Origin of the sequence: Arthrobacter sp. FB24 (assembly GCF_000196235.1) — a bacterium.
Lineage (GTDB): Bacteria > Actinomycetota > Actinomycetes > Actinomycetales > Micrococcaceae > Arthrobacter.
Window position 1 is genome coordinate 1793357 of record NC_008541.1, and the last position, 15372, is coordinate 1808728.

At 65.1% G+C, this 15372-nt stretch carries 12 protein-coding genes; 5 read left to right on the plus strand and 7 right to left on the minus strand.

The features are described 5' to 3' along the window. From ARTH_RS08175 to ARTH_RS08190, 4 genes are all read right to left on the minus strand, one after another. A complete protein-coding gene (locus ARTH_RS08175) occupies positions 1-351 on the minus strand; it encodes a hypothetical protein (protein WP_011691470.1) in 351 nt (116 codons plus the stop codon). Between the two features lie 185 nt (positions 352-536). Continuing rightward, the gene (gene sucB / locus ARTH_RS08180; protein ID WP_011691471.1) at positions 537-2279 is read right to left on the minus strand and encodes a 2-oxoglutarate dehydrogenase, E2 component, dihydrolipoamide succinyltransferase; all 1743 of its coding nucleotides are present in this window, start codon (positions 2277-2279) and stop codon (positions 537-539) included. A 126-nt stretch (positions 2280-2405) separates the two neighbouring features. Then, positions 2406-3788, minus strand: a complete 1383-nt coding sequence (gene lpdA / locus ARTH_RS08185; RefSeq protein WP_011691472.1) for a dihydrolipoyl dehydrogenase — start codon at positions 3786-3788, stop codon at positions 2406-2408. Between the two features lie 275 nt (positions 3789-4063). Further along, entirely contained in the window at positions 4064-5590 is a 1527-nt protein-coding gene (locus ARTH_RS08190; RefSeq protein ID WP_011691473.1) for a leucyl aminopeptidase, read from the minus strand. Between the two features lie 318 nt (positions 5591-5908). On the opposite strand from ARTH_RS08190, the gene ARTH_RS08195 reads away from it, so the two are divergent. From ARTH_RS08195 to ARTH_RS08210, 4 genes are all read left to right on the plus strand, one after another. Next, a complete protein-coding gene (locus tag ARTH_RS08195; RefSeq protein WP_011691474.1) occupies positions 5909-6847 on the plus strand; it encodes a proteasome assembly chaperone family protein in 939 nt (312 codons plus the stop codon). Positions 6848-6882: 35 nt separating this feature from the next. Then, positions 6883-8211 (plus strand): MFS transporter, encoded by a 1329-nt coding sequence (locus ARTH_RS08200; protein WP_011691475.1) that lies wholly within the window; start codon positions 6883-6885, stop codon positions 8209-8211. A 65-nt stretch (positions 8212-8276) separates the two neighbouring features. After that, positions 8277-9536, plus strand: a complete 1260-nt coding sequence (locus ARTH_RS08205) for a DUF4192 family protein (RefSeq protein WP_011691476.1) — start codon at positions 8277-8279, stop codon at positions 9534-9536. A gap of 307 nt (positions 9537-9843) precedes the next feature. After that, on the plus strand, positions 9844-11169 hold the full coding sequence (locus ARTH_RS08210; protein WP_011691477.1) for an RNA polymerase sigma factor: 1326 nt from the start codon (positions 9844-9846) through the stop codon (positions 11167-11169). Positions 11170-11348: 179 nt separating this feature from the next. Here ARTH_RS08210 and ARTH_RS08215 read toward each other — a convergent pair whose 3' ends face one another. Then, positions 11349-11570: a DUF7455 domain-containing protein gene (locus tag ARTH_RS08215; protein ID WP_011691478.1), complete on the minus strand. Its 222-nt coding sequence runs from the start codon at positions 11568-11570 to the stop codon at positions 11349-11351. 223 nt (positions 11571-11793) lie between these two features. Here ARTH_RS08215 and ARTH_RS08220 point away from each other — a divergent pair, with 223 nt between their 5' ends. After that, on the plus strand, positions 11794-13902 hold the full coding sequence (locus ARTH_RS08220; protein WP_011691479.1) for a DNA gyrase/topoisomerase IV subunit B: 2109 nt from the start codon (positions 11794-11796) through the stop codon (positions 13900-13902). A gap of 24 nt (positions 13903-13926) precedes the next feature. On the opposite strand, the gene ARTH_RS08225 is transcribed toward ARTH_RS08220, so the two are convergent. Then, positions 13927-14931, minus strand: coding sequence for a M56 family metallopeptidase (locus tag ARTH_RS08225; protein WP_011691480.1), 1005 nt, complete (start codon positions 14929-14931; stop codon positions 13927-13929). 6 nt (positions 14932-14937) lie between these two features. Next, complete coding sequence (locus ARTH_RS08230) at positions 14938-15324, minus strand: BlaI/MecI/CopY family transcriptional regulator (protein WP_011691481.1); 387 nt, start codon at positions 15322-15324, stop codon at positions 14938-14940. Between the last annotated feature and the right edge of the window lie 48 nt (positions 15325-15372).

Below are 15372 nucleotides of genomic sequence, written 5' to 3' on the forward strand. Positions count from 1 at the left end.
TTACTGCCAGAGAGTGGCGATTGCCACGTTCAGCAGGGCAAGGCCACCCACGCTGTGCGCAAGGCCCTTGCTGATCGGCTCATTCTTCTTGTATTTCCGGCTTCCGATGAAGGCCAGTACGGCCACCGCAAGTGCGATGGCGAACTTGACGCCGAGCTTGGCGTAGTTCGCGTTCATGTCCAGGGCAGGGATGAGCCCCATCATGACGATGCCGGTGATGAGCTGCAGTGCGGCGCCGTCGAACTGGCGGGGATGCACCGTGGGCTTTTTCATGTTGCCGATCCAGATGCCGACGATCATGGCAGCACCGATGATGTGGAGGAAGACCATGACGTTGTAAACGATGTTCATGGGCCCAGTCTAGCCAGTTGGTTCTACGCATCGTAGTAAGCCCCGCGGAAGGCAACGGCGACGATTTGGTAACCAAAATGTGGTCCCTGCGACAACGGCGGCGCAGGACCTCCGGTGTGGCCACCGGTGCCTGCGCCGCCGTTGTTTCGACTGCTTATTCCCTGCTGTTCAGACCCTGCCGGGGGCTACAGCCCCAGGTCCGCCTCGAAGGCGCCGGCCTCGAGGCGGGCCTTGAGGGTCTGCAGGAAGCGTCCTGCGTCGGCGCCGTCCACCAGGCGGTGGTCGTACGTCAGGGAGAGGTACATCATGGAGCGGATGGCGATCGAGTCGTCGCCGTTTTCGTCAGTGACCACCACGGGACGCTTGACGATCGCACCCGTGCCGAGGATGCCGACCTGCGGCTGGTTGATGATCGGCGTGTCGAACAGTGCGCCAACGGAACCGATGTTGGTGATGCTGAACGTGCCGCCGGACAGTTCATCCGGGCCGATCTTGCCATCGCGGGTACGGCCTGCCACGTCTGCGATCTTGCCGGCCAGGCCGGCGAGGTTCAGGCTGCCGGCGTCGGAGATGACCGGAACAAGGAGGCCCTTGTCGGTGTCCACGGCGATGGCCAGGTGCTCGGCGTTGTGGTAGGTGATTTCCTGCTTGTCCTCGTCGTAGGCAGCATTCACCTTCGGGTGCTGCTTCAGGGCCTCCGCGACTGCCTTGGCGATGAACGGCAGGAAGGTGAGCTTCACGCCGTTCTGTGCCTGGAACGAGTTCTTGGCCTTGAGGCGCAGCTTGGCAATCTTAGTCATGTCCACTTCGTGGACCTGCGTCAGCTGGGTGGAGATGTCCAGGGACTCACGCATGCGGCGGGCAATGACCTGACGGATACGCGGTGCCTTCTGCACGGTGCCGCGCAGTGAGGATTCGGCGGCCGTCGGAGCAGACGCGGGGGCACCCTGCGTGGAAGCGGCCGGCGCTGCGGCGGCCGGAGCAGCCTTGGCCTCGGCGGCTGCAAGCACGTCCTGCTTGCGGATGCGTCCGCCCACTCCGGTGCCGGTCAGCGAGGAGATGTCCACGCCCTGCTGGTTGGCGAGCTTGCGCACCAGGGGAGTGACGTAGCCGGACTCGGCCGGGGCCGCGGATTCTGCAGCCGGTGCAGCCGGGGCTTCCTGCTTGGGAGCCGGTGCTTCTTCCTTGGCGGGAGCGGCAGCCGGGGCCGCGGGAGCTGCGGCGGGGGCTTCCTGCTTCGGAGCTTCGGCAGCGGGGGCTTCCTGCTGGGGGGCCGGAGCCGCCGGAGGGGCGGCCGGTGCAGCAGCGCCGGAGCCGATAACGGCCAGAACGGAGCCAACCTCGGCGGTTTCGTCCTCGTTGACGCGGATTTCCTGCAGGGTGCCAGCCACCGGGGACGGGATCTCGGTGTCCACCTTGTCGGTGGATACCTCGAGCAGGGGCTCGTCAACCTCGACGGAGTCGCCGACGGCCTTAAGCCAGCGGGTTACGGTGCCTTCGGTGACTGATTCGCCGAGAGCCGGAAGGGTGACTTCATGGCTTTCGCCGGAAGCTGCGGGGGCAGCCTCCGCGGCGGGGGCTTCAGCCGGTGCGGGCGCCTCAGCGGAGGGCGCCTCTTCAGGGGCGGGTGCTTCTTCAGCCGGTGCCTGCTCTGCGGGGGCAGCTTCCTCGGCAGCGCCGGCGGAACCCGAGCCGTCACCGATGCGGACGAGCGGAGCGCCGACTTCGGCGGTCTCATCTTCGGCGACGAGGATTTCCTCAATCACGCCAGCAATCGGAGAGGGGATTTCGGTGTCTACTTTGTCGGTGGAAACCTCGAGCAGCGGCTCGTCCACCTCTACCCGGTCACCTACCTGCTTGAGCCAGCGGGTGACGGTTCCTTCGGTGACACTCTCACCGAGGGCGGGCAAGTTAACGGATTCAGACATGTCGTCCCCGTTCTCCTTATTGATCTTTAGTGCGGATGATTGCTGCCGTGTTCGAGCTTAGTGCACCCTGCGGATCATGCCGGGTGCACTAAGCTCAGGGTTCTTGCGGTGGTACTGGCGGAGGATTTAGCCGTGGAGGGCTTTGCCCGCCAGGGCGAGGTGGGCCTCGCCCAGGGCCTCGTTCTGGGTCGGGTGGGCGTGCAGCAGCTGCGCCACATCCTCCGGGTATGCTTCCCAGTTCACGATCAGCTGGGCTTCGCCGATCTGCTCGCCCATGCGCGAACCGATCATGTGGACGCCCACCACGGGGCCGTCCTTCTGGCGGACCAGCTTGACGATGCCGCCGGTGCCCAGGATGGAGCTCTTGCCGTTGCCGGCGAGGTTGTACTCCTGCGTTTCCACCTGGTCGTCGCCGAACTTTTCCTTGGCAGCCTTTTCGGTGTAGCCCACGGTGGCGATTTCAGGTTCGGAGTAGGTGACCTTGGGGATGTTGACATCCTCAACGATGACCGGCTTCAGGCCGGCAATTTCTTCGGCCACGAAGATGCCCTGCTGGTAGCCGCGGTGGGCCAGCTGGACGCCCGGAACGATGTCGCCCACGGCGTAGACGTTGCCGACGCCGGTGTGCAGCCGTTCGTTGGTGATGACGAAACCGCGGTCGATGGTGACGCCGGCTTCTTCGTAGCCAAGGTTGGCGGTGACCGGTCCGCGGCCGACGGCCACGAGGAGCAGGTCGGCTTCGAAGGTCTTGCCGTCAACGAGGGTGACCTTGACGCCGTCGTTGTTCTGCTCAACGCCCTGGAAGAAGACGCCGGTGGAGAACTTGATGCCGCGCTTCTTGAACGCACGCTCGAAGTTCTTGACGATTGCAGCGTCCTCGTTGGGGACCAGCGACGGCAGGCCTTCCACGATGGTGACGTCCACACCGAAGGATTTCCAGACCGAGGCGAACTCGACGCCGATCACGCCGCCGCCCAGGATGATTGCGCTCTTGGGGATGTAATCCATGGTGAGGGCTTCGTCGGAGGTGATGACCTTGCCGCCGATTTCCAGGCCCGGCAGGGTGCGGGAGTAGGAGCCCGTGGCGAGCACGATGTTCTTACCCTTGTAAGCAGTGCCGTTCACGACGACGGTGTCGGTGCCCTGCAGTTTGCCTTCACCTTCGATGACGGTGATGCCCTTGGACTTGATCAGGCCCTGCAGGCCCTTGAACTTGCCCGCGATGATGCCGTCTTTGTAAGCGTTGACTGCGCCCATGTCGATGCTGTCCAGCGTGACGTTGACGCCGTACTTTGCGGAATCGCGGGCGTGGTCGGCGAGCTCGGCGGAGTGCAGGAGTGCCTTGGTGGGGATGCAGCCGTTGTGCAGGCAGGTGCCACCGAGTTTCCCCTTCTCCACGAGGCCCACGGTGAGGCCAAGCTGAACGGCGCGGAGGGCCGCGGCGTATCCGCCGCTGCCACCACCGAGTACCAGGATGTCGAATTCTTGCGCAGTTGCCTGATCGGCCACTTAGACGCTCCCTCGCGTGAACGATGACACGAGAGTACGCATCATCTGGTCTTGGAACTTGCTCTGCCGTGATTATGCCAGCAGGCAGGTTCTCTTGCATTTGTGACTACCGCAGTTCACCTTAGCGAACCACTTATCCATGCTCCACCTTGTCACGGCGTTTGTGGAGGGCTTGTGTCCAGTGTCACGCGGCTATGTGGTGGACGGATCATGACCCGCCGCAAAGCCGCCAACTGCCTCACCGACCCTGCGGAGGGCCGGTGAGGCGGAGCCGGTTACGCGGAGGCCGCCAGGACGTCTTCCACGTAGGCCACAAGGGTGCGCACTGTGCAGCCGGTGCCCTGCTTCGGGGTGTAGCCGTAGGGGCTGCCGTTATTAAAGGACGGACCGGCGATGTCGATGTGGGCCCACGGGATCTGCTCGCCGTCCTTGCCCTTGCCGACGAATTCACGCAGGAATACGGCAGCGGTCATCATGCCGCCGTGGCGCTCACCGATGTTGGCCAGGTCCGCAACCTCGGAATCGATGCTGGCGCGGAGCTCTTCCGGCAGGGGCATCGGCCATACGAGTTCCCCGGCGCGGTCGGCCGCGGCCTTAAGCGGGCCGGTGACGCTGTCCGAGCCCATGACGCCGGCCGTCCGGTTGCCCAGTGCGATCAGCTGGGCGCCGGTGAGAGTGGCGACGTCGATAATGGCGTCCGGGTACTCCTGGCTGGCCGCGACGATTCCGTCGGCCATTACCAGGCGGCCTTCGGCATCCGTATTAAGGACCTCGACGGTTTTGCCCCCGAACATGGTGAGGACGTCCGCCGGGCGCTGCGCTGCCCCGGAAGGCATGTTTTCGGCAATGCACAGCCACGCGGTGGCCTTCACGGGAAGGCCCAGGCCGGCGATCGCCAGCACCGTATTAAGGACGACGGCGGCGCCTGCCATATCGCTCTTCATATCACCCATGCCGAGGGCGGGCTTGATGGATATTCCGCCGGTGTCAAAAGTGATGCCCTTGCCGACGAGTGCTATCTTGGCGGCGGCCTTGGACGGCGCGTACTCCACCTTGACCAGCCGCGGCTGCCGGGTGGATCCCTTGCCGACACCCATGATCCCGCCGAAGCCCTCCTTCTCGAGGCGCTTCTCGTCCCACACGGTGACCTTGACGGGCAGGCCCTTGGAGAGTTCCTTGGCGGCATCGGCGAAGGACTCGGGGAAAAGGTGGCTGGGCGGCTGGTTCACGAGCGAACGGGTCGCGTTGACGGCCTTCCCGATCAGGGCCGCGCGGTTCAGCAGGGGCTGCAGGTCCTTGTCGGCAGCAAAGTCGGTGAAGATCACCACGTTCTTCACCGGTTCCTTGCGGCCGTTGGCCTCTGAGCGGTGTTCGGTGAACGAGTACGAACCCATGGCGGCGCCCTCCGCGACAGCGGCGACGTCGGCGGGTGACGCCGTCGGAAGCGCCAGCGTCACCGTAGTGAGTCCTGCAAGTTGGCGGACTGCGGAGCCGGCGGCGCGGCGCAGTGCCTCCTCCGTGAGTTTTCCTCCGGCGCCGGGCTTGCCGACCCCTGCCAGCACCAGGACGGCGGCGCCTGCTTCCGGAAGGCCGGGCAGCCTGTGGACCTGGTCGGCCGCGCCGGTGAGGCCAAGAACCTTCAGGGACTCCGCGATGGCCTCGGCGGACTTGGCCGTCAGCGGGTTGTCCAGCAGCACGGGACCGTCGGGGCCCTGGGCCACACCAATGACCAGGGCGTCCGTGGGCGACTTCTTAACGTCACGCGCAATGACGCTAAGTTTGATTTCAGTATTCTTGACCACGAGGATCAGTCCTCAATTCTCTGTGATTTTCGGCAGGAATCGCATGTTTGGCGCCCCGCCATGGGACAGGCCGTTGTCGGCTTGAGACGCAACCCGGTGTCTGCAAGGCCGTGCGTAGGACCAGTTCCGATCGTAGTCTCTCCCTCCCGGCCGCGCTGAATCTGATGAGACCTGCAGCACATTGCCGGTGCGCGCCGCCGGGGCGGAATGCTTCGGCCGGCCGGTGCGTTGTAGAAAATATCCGGCGGATCTGCGCGGATCCCCCCACCCATAGTGTTGACGAACCCGCCTCCGCCGCCACTGCGAAAGGAACATGCCGTGCTTGAACGGATTTCCGGCTCCCTGCTGGACCCCGATGCTCTCTACGTGAGCAACGCCGAGCTGTTCGACAACCCGGAACTCCGCGGGCTCAATCTGGTGATGGGATTCACGGGATTCGCGGACGCCGGCCACGTGGTCAAACAGATTACCGCCGAGCTGCTGGACACTCTCGAGTCGGAGGTCGTGGCCGTGTTTGATGCCGACCAGTTGATCGACTACCGCTCGCGCCGGCCGCACGTCACGTTCGTGGAGGACCACCTCCAGGACTATCAGGCCCCCACCCTGGCCTTGTACCGGCTGGTGGACGGGCTGGGCAAGCCGTTCCTGTTCCTGGCCGGTTTCGAGCCCGACCTGCAGTGGGAGCGGTTCGCCCGCGCCGTCGTCCGGATCGTCGAGCACCTTGATGTAAACCTGGTGACCTGGATCCATTCCATCCCGATGCCTGTTCCCCACACCCGGCCGGTGGGAGTCACCGTTCACGGCAACCGTCCGGAGCTCATCGAAGGGATATCGGTCTGGAAGCCCACGGTGGAGGTGCCCGCAGCGGTGGGCCACATCCTTGAGCTGCGCCTCAGCGAAGCCGGCCGCAATATTGCCGGGTACGTCATCCACGTTCCGCATTACCTCGCCGAAGCCGAATACCCCAACGCAGCGGTGGCCGGGCTTGAGTATCTCGGTGCCGCCACGTCACTGATGCTGCCGACTGACCGCCTGCGGGAGGCCGGCCGCGAAGTGGGGCGCCAGATTGCCGAGCAGCTCGAGGCCTCCGAAGAAGTCCAGCAGGTGGTTTCACGCCTGGAGACCCGTTACGACGAGAAGGCCGAGGGCACGGTACGGCGGTCCTTGCTGGCCGATGAAAACGATGAATTGCCGAATGCTGATGCGCTGGGCGCCGCAGTGGAGGCCTATCTCGCCCGCGAAGAGCCCCGCCAATAAATAGGACTTAAGCGGGCACCGGGCATAATGGAGACGTGACTGCACCGCGCGCCTGGCTCATCTGGACCGTCGGAGTATTTGCGTATCTGGTTGCGGTCAGCCAGCGCACCTCATTTGGCGTGGTGGGACTCGAAGCGACAGAGCGGTTCCACGCCACCGCAGCCGAGATCTCGTTCTTTACGGTGCTTCAGCTACTGGTCTACGCCGGGCTGCAGATCCCGGTGGGGGTCCTCGTTGACCGCCTGGGATCCCGGACCATGATCGCCGGGGGAGCTGTCCTGATGGGCCTTGGACAGCTTCAGCTGGCTTTTGCGGACAACATTCCCGGCGGAGTGCTTGGCCGGGTGCTGGTGGGCGCCGGGGACGCGATGACGTTCATTTCAGTGATCAGGCTGATTCCGCTGTGGTTCGCTCCGGCGAAGGTCCCGCTCATTACGCAGCTGACAGGAATGTCCGGCCAGCTGGGACAGCTCTTCAGCGTTGTGCCGTTTGCCATGATCCTCCACTCGGCCGGCTGGACCCCTGCGTTCCTGACCCTTGCCGCGATGTCCGCGCTCGCCGTCGTCCTGGTGCTGGCCGTGCTGAAGGACCAGCCGCCGGGCCACCCCCGGGCGGAAACCGGCCAGGGACTGAGGGCCACCGGCATCTCGCTGTCCAGCGCCTGGCGGCAGCCCGGCACCAGGCTGGGTCTATGGAGCCACTTCACGATCCAGTTCAGCGGCACGGTGTTTGCCATGACCTGGGGATACCCCTTCCTGATTTCCGCCCAGGGACTCGATGCAGCCACGGTTTCCGGCCTGATGTCCATCTACGTTGCCGCGGCCATCGCCGCCGGTCCCCTGATCGGCAGGTTCGTGTCGCGGCATCCCCTCCGCCGCTCCACCATGGTGCTCCTGATTGCAGCCACGACGGCGGCTGCCTGGGCCGCCGTGCTGCTCATGCCGGGACGGTCTCCGCTCTGGATGCTCGCCGGACTGGTGGTGGTGCTGGCCATCGGAGGTCCGGGTTCCATGATCGGGTTCGACTTTGCCCGCACCTTTAATCCGGCCCATCGGATCGGAACAGCCACCGGAATCGTCAACGTGGGCGGATTCATTGCGGCGCTCGTCGCAATCTACCTCGTCGGACTCGTGCTCGACGTCCTCCACGCCACCGGCTTTTCCCAGGGCGAGCTCTATGGCCTCGGTCCGTTCCGGATCGCGCTGAGCGTCCAGTTCGTGCTGATCGGCATCGGAGCCGCGGCCATCCTCGCCACCCGAAGGAAAGTCCGGCGCCAGATGGCCGCCCAGGGTGTCGTTGTGCCGCCGCTGCTCAAAGCCCTCGCACAGCAGCGCCGGCGTAACCTGGAGCGCCGGGCTGAGTAGGAGCTGTTTCCACATAGCTAAAGCCGGGGCTTAACCTAAGGCGCCGCCGGTTCCAGTCTGGATGCATGACACCTCCGGAACGACCGACTCCAGAACGACTGACCATCTCAGGCCCAGAGGACATCCTGGGCTTCATTCCGCACTCCCTTGGGTACTGGCCGGCCAACAGCCTGGTGGCCATGACCATGCAGGGCAAACGCCTGGGCGCCACGCTGCGCGTGGATTTGCCCCGATTCGATTCCCGTTCCGGGCTGCGCCGTTTTGCGCGCACTGTCAGGGACTACCTTGAAGCCGACCAAGACGCCGACGGTTCCCTGCTGGTGCTTTTCAGCGACGAAGGATGGACTGAGGGCCCGGATGCCGGCCCTGGCGCCGTCTCCGCCGGGGAGCCGGTGGAGGGCACGTTGGCGTGGCTGCTGGTAGAGCTGGAGGTCGAGCTGGAACTGTCCGGGCGTCCTGTCCGAGACGCCTGGTATGTCGGGGAGGCCTTCTGGCGGAACGCGTATTGCTTTGATCCGTCCTGCTGCCCGTTTCCCGGGCGTTCGTTGGACGACATCAGGGACAGCCGGCTAAACGCCGAGATGGTCTTCCGGGGGAGCAGCGTGGGAGAGGACCCTTCTGCCGCAGCCGTTTGCCCGCCCACGGCGGCGCACGCCGATGCGGCAGTGCTGGAATCCGAACAGCGGTGGGCCAAGGAACTTGCGGCACTGCGGGGGAGCCGGTCCCAGTTCGCGAAGGTCCTGGATGTCTGGGGTTGCGTGCTGGCGGCTGAAGCGGGCTGGCTGCTTCCGGCCGGGCTGGCGGGGTACCTGCGTGCTTCCCTTCGTATTCCCCACTGGCGTGACGCTGTGCTGGTGATGTGTGCGGCGGGCCGGCAGGCCGCGGACCAGGGCGCTGAGGACTTCGGGATCTTCGAGCCGGACGGCGACCTGCCGGTGGTGTCGCCGCCCCTGGGAGGACTACCGGCGGCGGTCCCGGCTGAGGGTGCCGCCGGCCCGGTTCCCGGCTACGGGGATGTGCTGCTGGGGATGGCGCCGGGTTCCCCCCGCTGGGACGGGATGCGGTCGCTGGAGGTCATCCTGCGGCAGCTCGGTGCGGCGGGCGGGGGCGAAGCCTGTGCGGCGACCCTGACAGGACGGGGCTGGATTGAGTGGTGCCGCGGCAGGGGGTCGTTTGCGCACGCGCTGCTGGACCAGGCCCTCGCGGTGCACCCCGGATACCGGCTGGCTGAACTTCTGTCGGAACTCATCAGCCGGGGGACGCTGTGCGGATGGGCCGGGCGTCGTGATGCCGCCTGGCAGAAGTTCGAAACGGATGCGGCCTAGGGGTCGGGCTACCCGGGGCGTGGGGCCCGGCAAGGAGCGGCCGGCCGGCCGAAACATTCGGGCCTGCTGACCGCCGTGAGGCGCCGATTGGGAAAATCATGAGACAATGGATGCCGAGACCCGGTTGGGTCCGTGAATCAAGTGCATGTAATGATGACCGGAAACGGGAACATTACGGCCGTACCGGCAGTTCTACTTAATGACTCTGCTGGCCGCGATCGCACCTGATGTGAATCACGGACTTGACAGGGTCATAGTGGTGTTGCCCGTATGGTGATTCCACAGACCGCCGCTAGAAAGGTTTTCTGTGACCCCGTCTTCCGCGAAGAAGGAACCCGCCGACCAGGCCGAATTGTCCCCTGAGGAGAAGAAGGCGGCGACGAGCGCCAAGCGTGCCGCCACGCGTGCAGCCAATAAGGCTGTCAAAGATGCTACTTCTGCCGAGGGCGGCGCCCCGGCAAAACCCGAGCCCAAAAAGCGCGGACCCAAGCCCGGCGCCAAGGCTGCCGCCGAGGCCGCCGGCAAGACGCGCACGTCGGACGACGACGATACAGAGGACGTCGAACTGGATGAAGATCTGGACGACGTGACTCCGGATCCATCGGAGCTGACCGAGGAGGAAGCCGCCAGCAAGACCGGCGCTGCCGCCACCGGCACCGGCTTCGTGTATTCCGATGCCGATGACGACGACGCCCCGGTCCAGCAGGTCATGTCGGCCGGCGCCACCGCCGACCCCGTCAAGGACTACCTGAAGCAGATCGGCAAGGTTGCCCTGCTGAACGCTGAACAGGAAGTGGACCTTGCGCTCCGGATCGAGGCGGGCTTGTTCGCCGAAGAGAAGATCGCGGCGGACGACGGTTCCATGGATCCGAAGCTCAAGCGTGAGCTCGAATTCGTCATCCACGACGGCAAGCGCGCCAAGAACCACCTGCTGGAGGCCAACCTCCGTCTCGTTGTCTCGCTGGCCAAGCGCTACACCGGCCGCGGCATGCTGTTCCTGGATCTCATCCAGGAAGGCAACCTTGGCCTCATCCGTGCAGTCGAGAAATTTGACTACACCAAGGGCTTCAAGTTCTCTACCTACGCCACGTGGTGGATCCGCCAGGCCATTACCCGTGCCATGGCCGACCAGGCCCGCACCATCCGCATCCCGGTGCACATGGTGGAAGTCATCAACAAGCTGGCCCGTGTCCAGCGCCAGATGCTGCAGGACCTCGGCCGCGAACCTACGCCTGAGGAGCTGGCCCTCGAGCTGGACATGACCCCCGAGAAAGTCGTGGAAGTCCAGAAGTACGGCCGCGAGCCGATCTCGCTGCACACCCCCCTGGGCGAGGACGGCGACTCCGAGTTCGGTGACCTCATCGAGGACTCCGAGGCTGTGGTTCCTGCCGACGCGGTCAGCTTCACCCTGCTGCAGGAACAGCTCCACTCGGTTCTGGACACGTTGTCCGAGCGCGAAGCCGGCGTTGTCGCCATGCGGTTCGGCCTGACCGACGGACAGCCGAAGACTTTAGACGAAATCGGCAAGGTCTACGGAGTGACGCGCGAGCGTATCCGCCAGATCGAATCCAAGACGATGTCCAAGCTGCGGCACCCGTCCCGGTCCCAGGTCCTGCGGGACTACCTGGACTAAGCGGCCCTAGCCCCGACTGGCGGCGGCCGGCGTTTGCCCGGCCGCTCCAGGGTCAGTAACAGCGAAAGGCCCCGCCGATGGCGGGGCCTTTCGCTGACGCGGCAGCGTGTGGAAGACGATGGCAAACAAACAGGGCCCCTCCCAAGCGGAGGAGCCCTGTTTTGTCATCAGAGAGTTGCTTAGTCCACCGATACCGTGGGCTTCTCGTGGAGCCGGCCGGTCTCGTCGTGCCAGTCGGAACTCAGCGGCTTGAGCGTCGCTTCGACTGCCCGAGCGTGGTGGCCGCAGAAGAGCAGCTCCCCGCCGGAGGACTCGAGAACAACCCGGACGTACGCCTGTGCTCCGCAACGATCGCACCGGTCCAGTGCGTTGAGCGTGCGGTCCGCAACTGCTGTTGTCATTTCGGCCTCCTTAGTAGATCTGTATATCTATATAACCAGCATTCGTAGCAAAACCATGACAAGGATGGATCACTTTCGCTGTCCGCGTATCACCGTTCCGTAACGGGGTCCGCCGATCGTGCCCCGCTGCTGGAGTGGCTGGCGGACGGGCCCGCGCGGGCCGACTAACCTAGGAAGAGCGCCAAAAGCATTAGTTGTCCGTCACTGAAGGAGTTCACAACCCGTGGCACCAAGTTCTGATTACACCGCCCGGCACCTGTCTGTACTGGAAGGCCTCGAGGCCGTCCGCAAGCGCCCGGGCATGTACATCGGTTCCACCGACTCCCGAGGCTTGATGCACTGCCTGTGGGAGATCATCGACAACTCCGTCGACGAGGCACTGGCCGGGTTCGGGCACGACATCAAGATCATCCTGCACGCCGACAACTCGGTGGAGATCCATGATGACGGACGAGGCATCCCCATTGACGTCGAACCCAAGACCGGACTGACCGGCGTCGAGGTTGTGTTCACCAAGTTGCACGCCGGCGGAAAATTCGGCGGCGGCTCCTACACGGCGTCCGGCGGCCTGCACGGCGTGGGCGCTTCGGTGGTCAATGCGCTCTCCTCCCGGCTGGACGTGGAAGTGGACCGCGGCGGCAAGACGTACAAAATGTCCTTCCGGCGCGGCGAACCGGGGCGGTTCAAGGACCCGGGCACGAAGCCCGATCCCGCGGCGGCATTCGAACCGTTCGTCAATGACTCCGTCCTCGACGTCGTGGGTAAAGCCAAGCGCGGCGTCACCGGCACCCGGATCCGCTACTGGGCCGACCGCCAGATCTTCACCCCGGACGCCAAATTCTCATATGACGAGCTGGCCGCCCGGGCCCGGCAGACTTCCTTCCTCATCCCGGGCCTTAAACTGACCGTCCGCGATCAGCGGCGGATTGCGGGCACCCCGGGCGAGCTGGCCGGCCACGAGGAAATCTTCCACCACGATGGCGGCATCTCCGAGTTCGTCGACTTCCTCGCAGCGGATCCCGCGGTCACCGACACCTGGCGGCTGCACGGCTCGGGGAAGTTCAAGGAAACCGTTCCGGTCCTGGACGAGCGCGGCCACAGCCAGCTGGCCGAGGTCGAGCGCGACTGTGAAGTGGACGTGGCCCTTCGCTGGGGAATCGGCTACGACAGCACGGTCCGCAGCTTCGTCAACATCATCTCCACTCCCAAGGGCGGGACGCACCAGTCGGGCTTCGAGCAGGCGCTGGTGAAGACCTTCCGCAAGGCCGTGGAGACAAACGCCCGCAAGCTCAAGGCCGGCAACGACAAGATCGAAAAAGATGACATTTTCGCGGGGCTGACTGCCGTGCTGACAGTGCGCCTGGCTGAGCCGCAGTTCGAGGGCCAGACCAAGGAGATCCTCGGCACGTCCGCGGTCCGGGCGATTGTTGCCCGGGTGGTGGAGAAGGAAATCAACGCGAAACTGAACTCGGCCAACCGCAATGACAAGGCGCAGTCCGCCCTTCTCCTGGAAAAAATCGTCAGCGAGATGAAGTCCCGCATTTCGGCGCGGGTGCACAAGGAGACGCAGCGGCGCAAGAACGCGCTGGAGACGTCATCGATGCCCACGAAGCTCGCCGATTGCCGCACCGATGACGTGGCGCGGTCGGAATTGTTCATTGTCGAGGGCGATTCCGCGCTGGGTACCGCAAAGCTGGCTCGTTCCTCGGACTTCCAGGCACTGCTGCCGATCCGGGGCAAGATCCTCAACGTCCAGAAGGCCTCGGTGGGGGACATGCTGTCAAACGCCGAGTGCGCGGCGCTGATCCAAGTGGTGGGTGCCGGGTCCGGGCGCAGCTTCGACATCAGTGCCGCACGCTACGGCAAAGTGATCCTCATGACCGACGCCGATGTGGACGGCGCCCACATCCGCACGCTGCTTCTCACCCTCTTCTTCCGCTACATGCGGCCCATGATCGATGAGGGCAGGGTGTTCGCCGCCGTGCCGCCGCTGCACCGGGTGGAGGTCATCAATGCCGGGCAGAAGGCCAACGAGATGATCTACACCTACTCCGAGGCCGAACTCCACGTCCTGCTGGCCAGGCTGGCCAAGGAGGGGAAGCGCTACAAGGAGCCCATCCAGCGCTACAAGGGCCTGGGTGAAATGGACGCCGAACAGCTGGCGGAGACCACCATGGACCCGCGCCACCGGACACTGCGCAAGGTGGGGATCGAAAACGCCAAACAGGCGGAGGAAACGTTCGACCTGCTAATGGGCTCCGATGTCGCGCCGCGCAAGGACTTCATCATCGCCGGTGCTGCGGGCCTGGACCGGGAGCGGATCGACGCCTGACGCCGGCGGCGGCCGGCTGTCCTGCTAGCCGAGCAGCCCGGGGACAATCAGCAGGGCTGTGGGCAATGCCAGCAGCAGCAGGCAGCCTGCGAGGACAAGGCCCCGCAGCGGAGCCGGCAGCGGGTCCTGGGGAGACAGCAGCCGGCTGACCCTGGATGCCGTGGTGCCGGCAGAACCGGCACCGCCGGACGCTCCCTGGATGCCGCCGTCGACTATTCCATCTGCTGCCGACGGAAGTCCGGCGCCGTTGAACCCCACCCGGCTGGCGGGCACACCGCTTGGTCCGCTGGCAACGATGGCGATCGCCTTGATCAGTGTGGCTTTGCTTTCGGTCTTCAGGGCGACGTCGTCAGCGAGCATTTCGATCAGGGAGCTCACGGCTTCCTGGGCTAGTCGGGTGGTCGGCAGCCAGGGGAGGGCCTGGCGCCACGCCGCGAAAGCCCACAGCAGGAGGTGGTGGCGCTGGCTCAGGTGGGCGTTCTCGTGGATCAGGACGGCGCGAAGCTCTGCAGGCTCCAGCGCCGCCATCAGGCCGTCGCTCAGGACGGTGACGGAGCGGGCGCCGCCGGGGAGGCAGTACGCCACGGGTGAATCGTGGTTGATGACCACGGTTCCCGGACCGTCCGTCGACGGTGACGCCAGAAGCGCCAGGAGTTCGCGGTGGCGCCTGCGCTGGCGTTCGATCCGGTAGTAGGTCAGCAGCAGGGTAAACACGAGGTGCGCGGTGAGGAGGGCCGCTGCCGACAGCGCGAAAAGGTGCCAGAACCCCAGTGCCGTCGTGGGCGCATCGAAAAGGACCATGCCGGCCAGACCGCGCAGTCCGGCCAGGAGATTGTCACCGATCGGCTCGAGCCCGTAAACCAGCATGGCGCCGATCATTGACAGGCCGCCGGCGAGGCCGATCGCCTGCCAGAGCAGCATGGCGGTGAAAGGTGATCGGGCCGGCCATTGCGCGCGCGAAAGGAGGATAGGCACCGGCCACGCCAGGACTATCGCCAGGACCGCCAGCAAATATGAGGTCCAGAACATGCGCTATTAGATGTGGCCAAGCAGTTTGCGCAGCGTTTCGGCTTCACTTTCGGTGACGGACCCAATAAAGCGGGCGAGGACAGCTTCGCGGTCCGGCGCCGATCCCAGAACCTCATGCATGAGTTCGGCGGTGTGGTCCGCCCGGCTGGACACGGCCTGATAGCGGTGGGGACGTGTGCCGCGTTCGCGTTCCACAAGCCCCTTCTTCTCCAGGCGTGACAGCACAGTCAGGACCGTGGTCACGGCGAGGTCCTTGCCTTCGTGGCCGGCGGTGCCGCCCTGGGCCTGGGTGCTCTGCGCCAGCAGGTCCCTCAGGGTGTTCGCGGTGGCCGCTTCCTGACCTGCCCAGAGCAGATCCATCACTGCCCGTTCCAGTTCACCAAGACTTGCCATTCCGTACATCCTTCTTAACGTTTCGATCCGCGAAGCCGGAGCGGCCTT

What these genes read in the sequence shown, in the direction of transcription:
- ARTH_RS08205 (WP_011691476.1), top strand. Translation starts at nt 8,277, where the DNA reads ATGACACCTCCGGAACGACCGACTCCAGAACGACTGACCATCTCAGGC.
- ARTH_RS08215 (WP_011691478.1), bottom strand. Translation starts at nt 11,570, where the DNA reads ATGACAACAGCAGTTGCGGACCGCACGCTCAACGCACTGGACCGGTGC.
- sucB (WP_011691471.1), bottom strand. Translation starts at nt 2,279, where the DNA reads ATGTCTGAATCCGTTAACTTGCCCGCCCTCGGTGAGAGTGTCACCGAA.
- ARTH_RS08175 (WP_011691470.1), bottom strand. Translation starts at nt 351, where the DNA reads ATGAACATCGTTTACAACGTCATGGTCTTCCTCCACATCATCGGTGCT.
- ARTH_RS08225 (WP_011691480.1), bottom strand. Translation starts at nt 14,931, where the DNA reads ATGTTCTGGACCTCATATTTGCTGGCGGTCCTGGCGATAGTCCTGGCG.
- ARTH_RS08230 (WP_011691481.1), bottom strand. Translation starts at nt 15,324, where the DNA reads ATGGCAAGTCTTGGTGAACTGGAACGGGCAGTGATGGATCTGCTCTGG.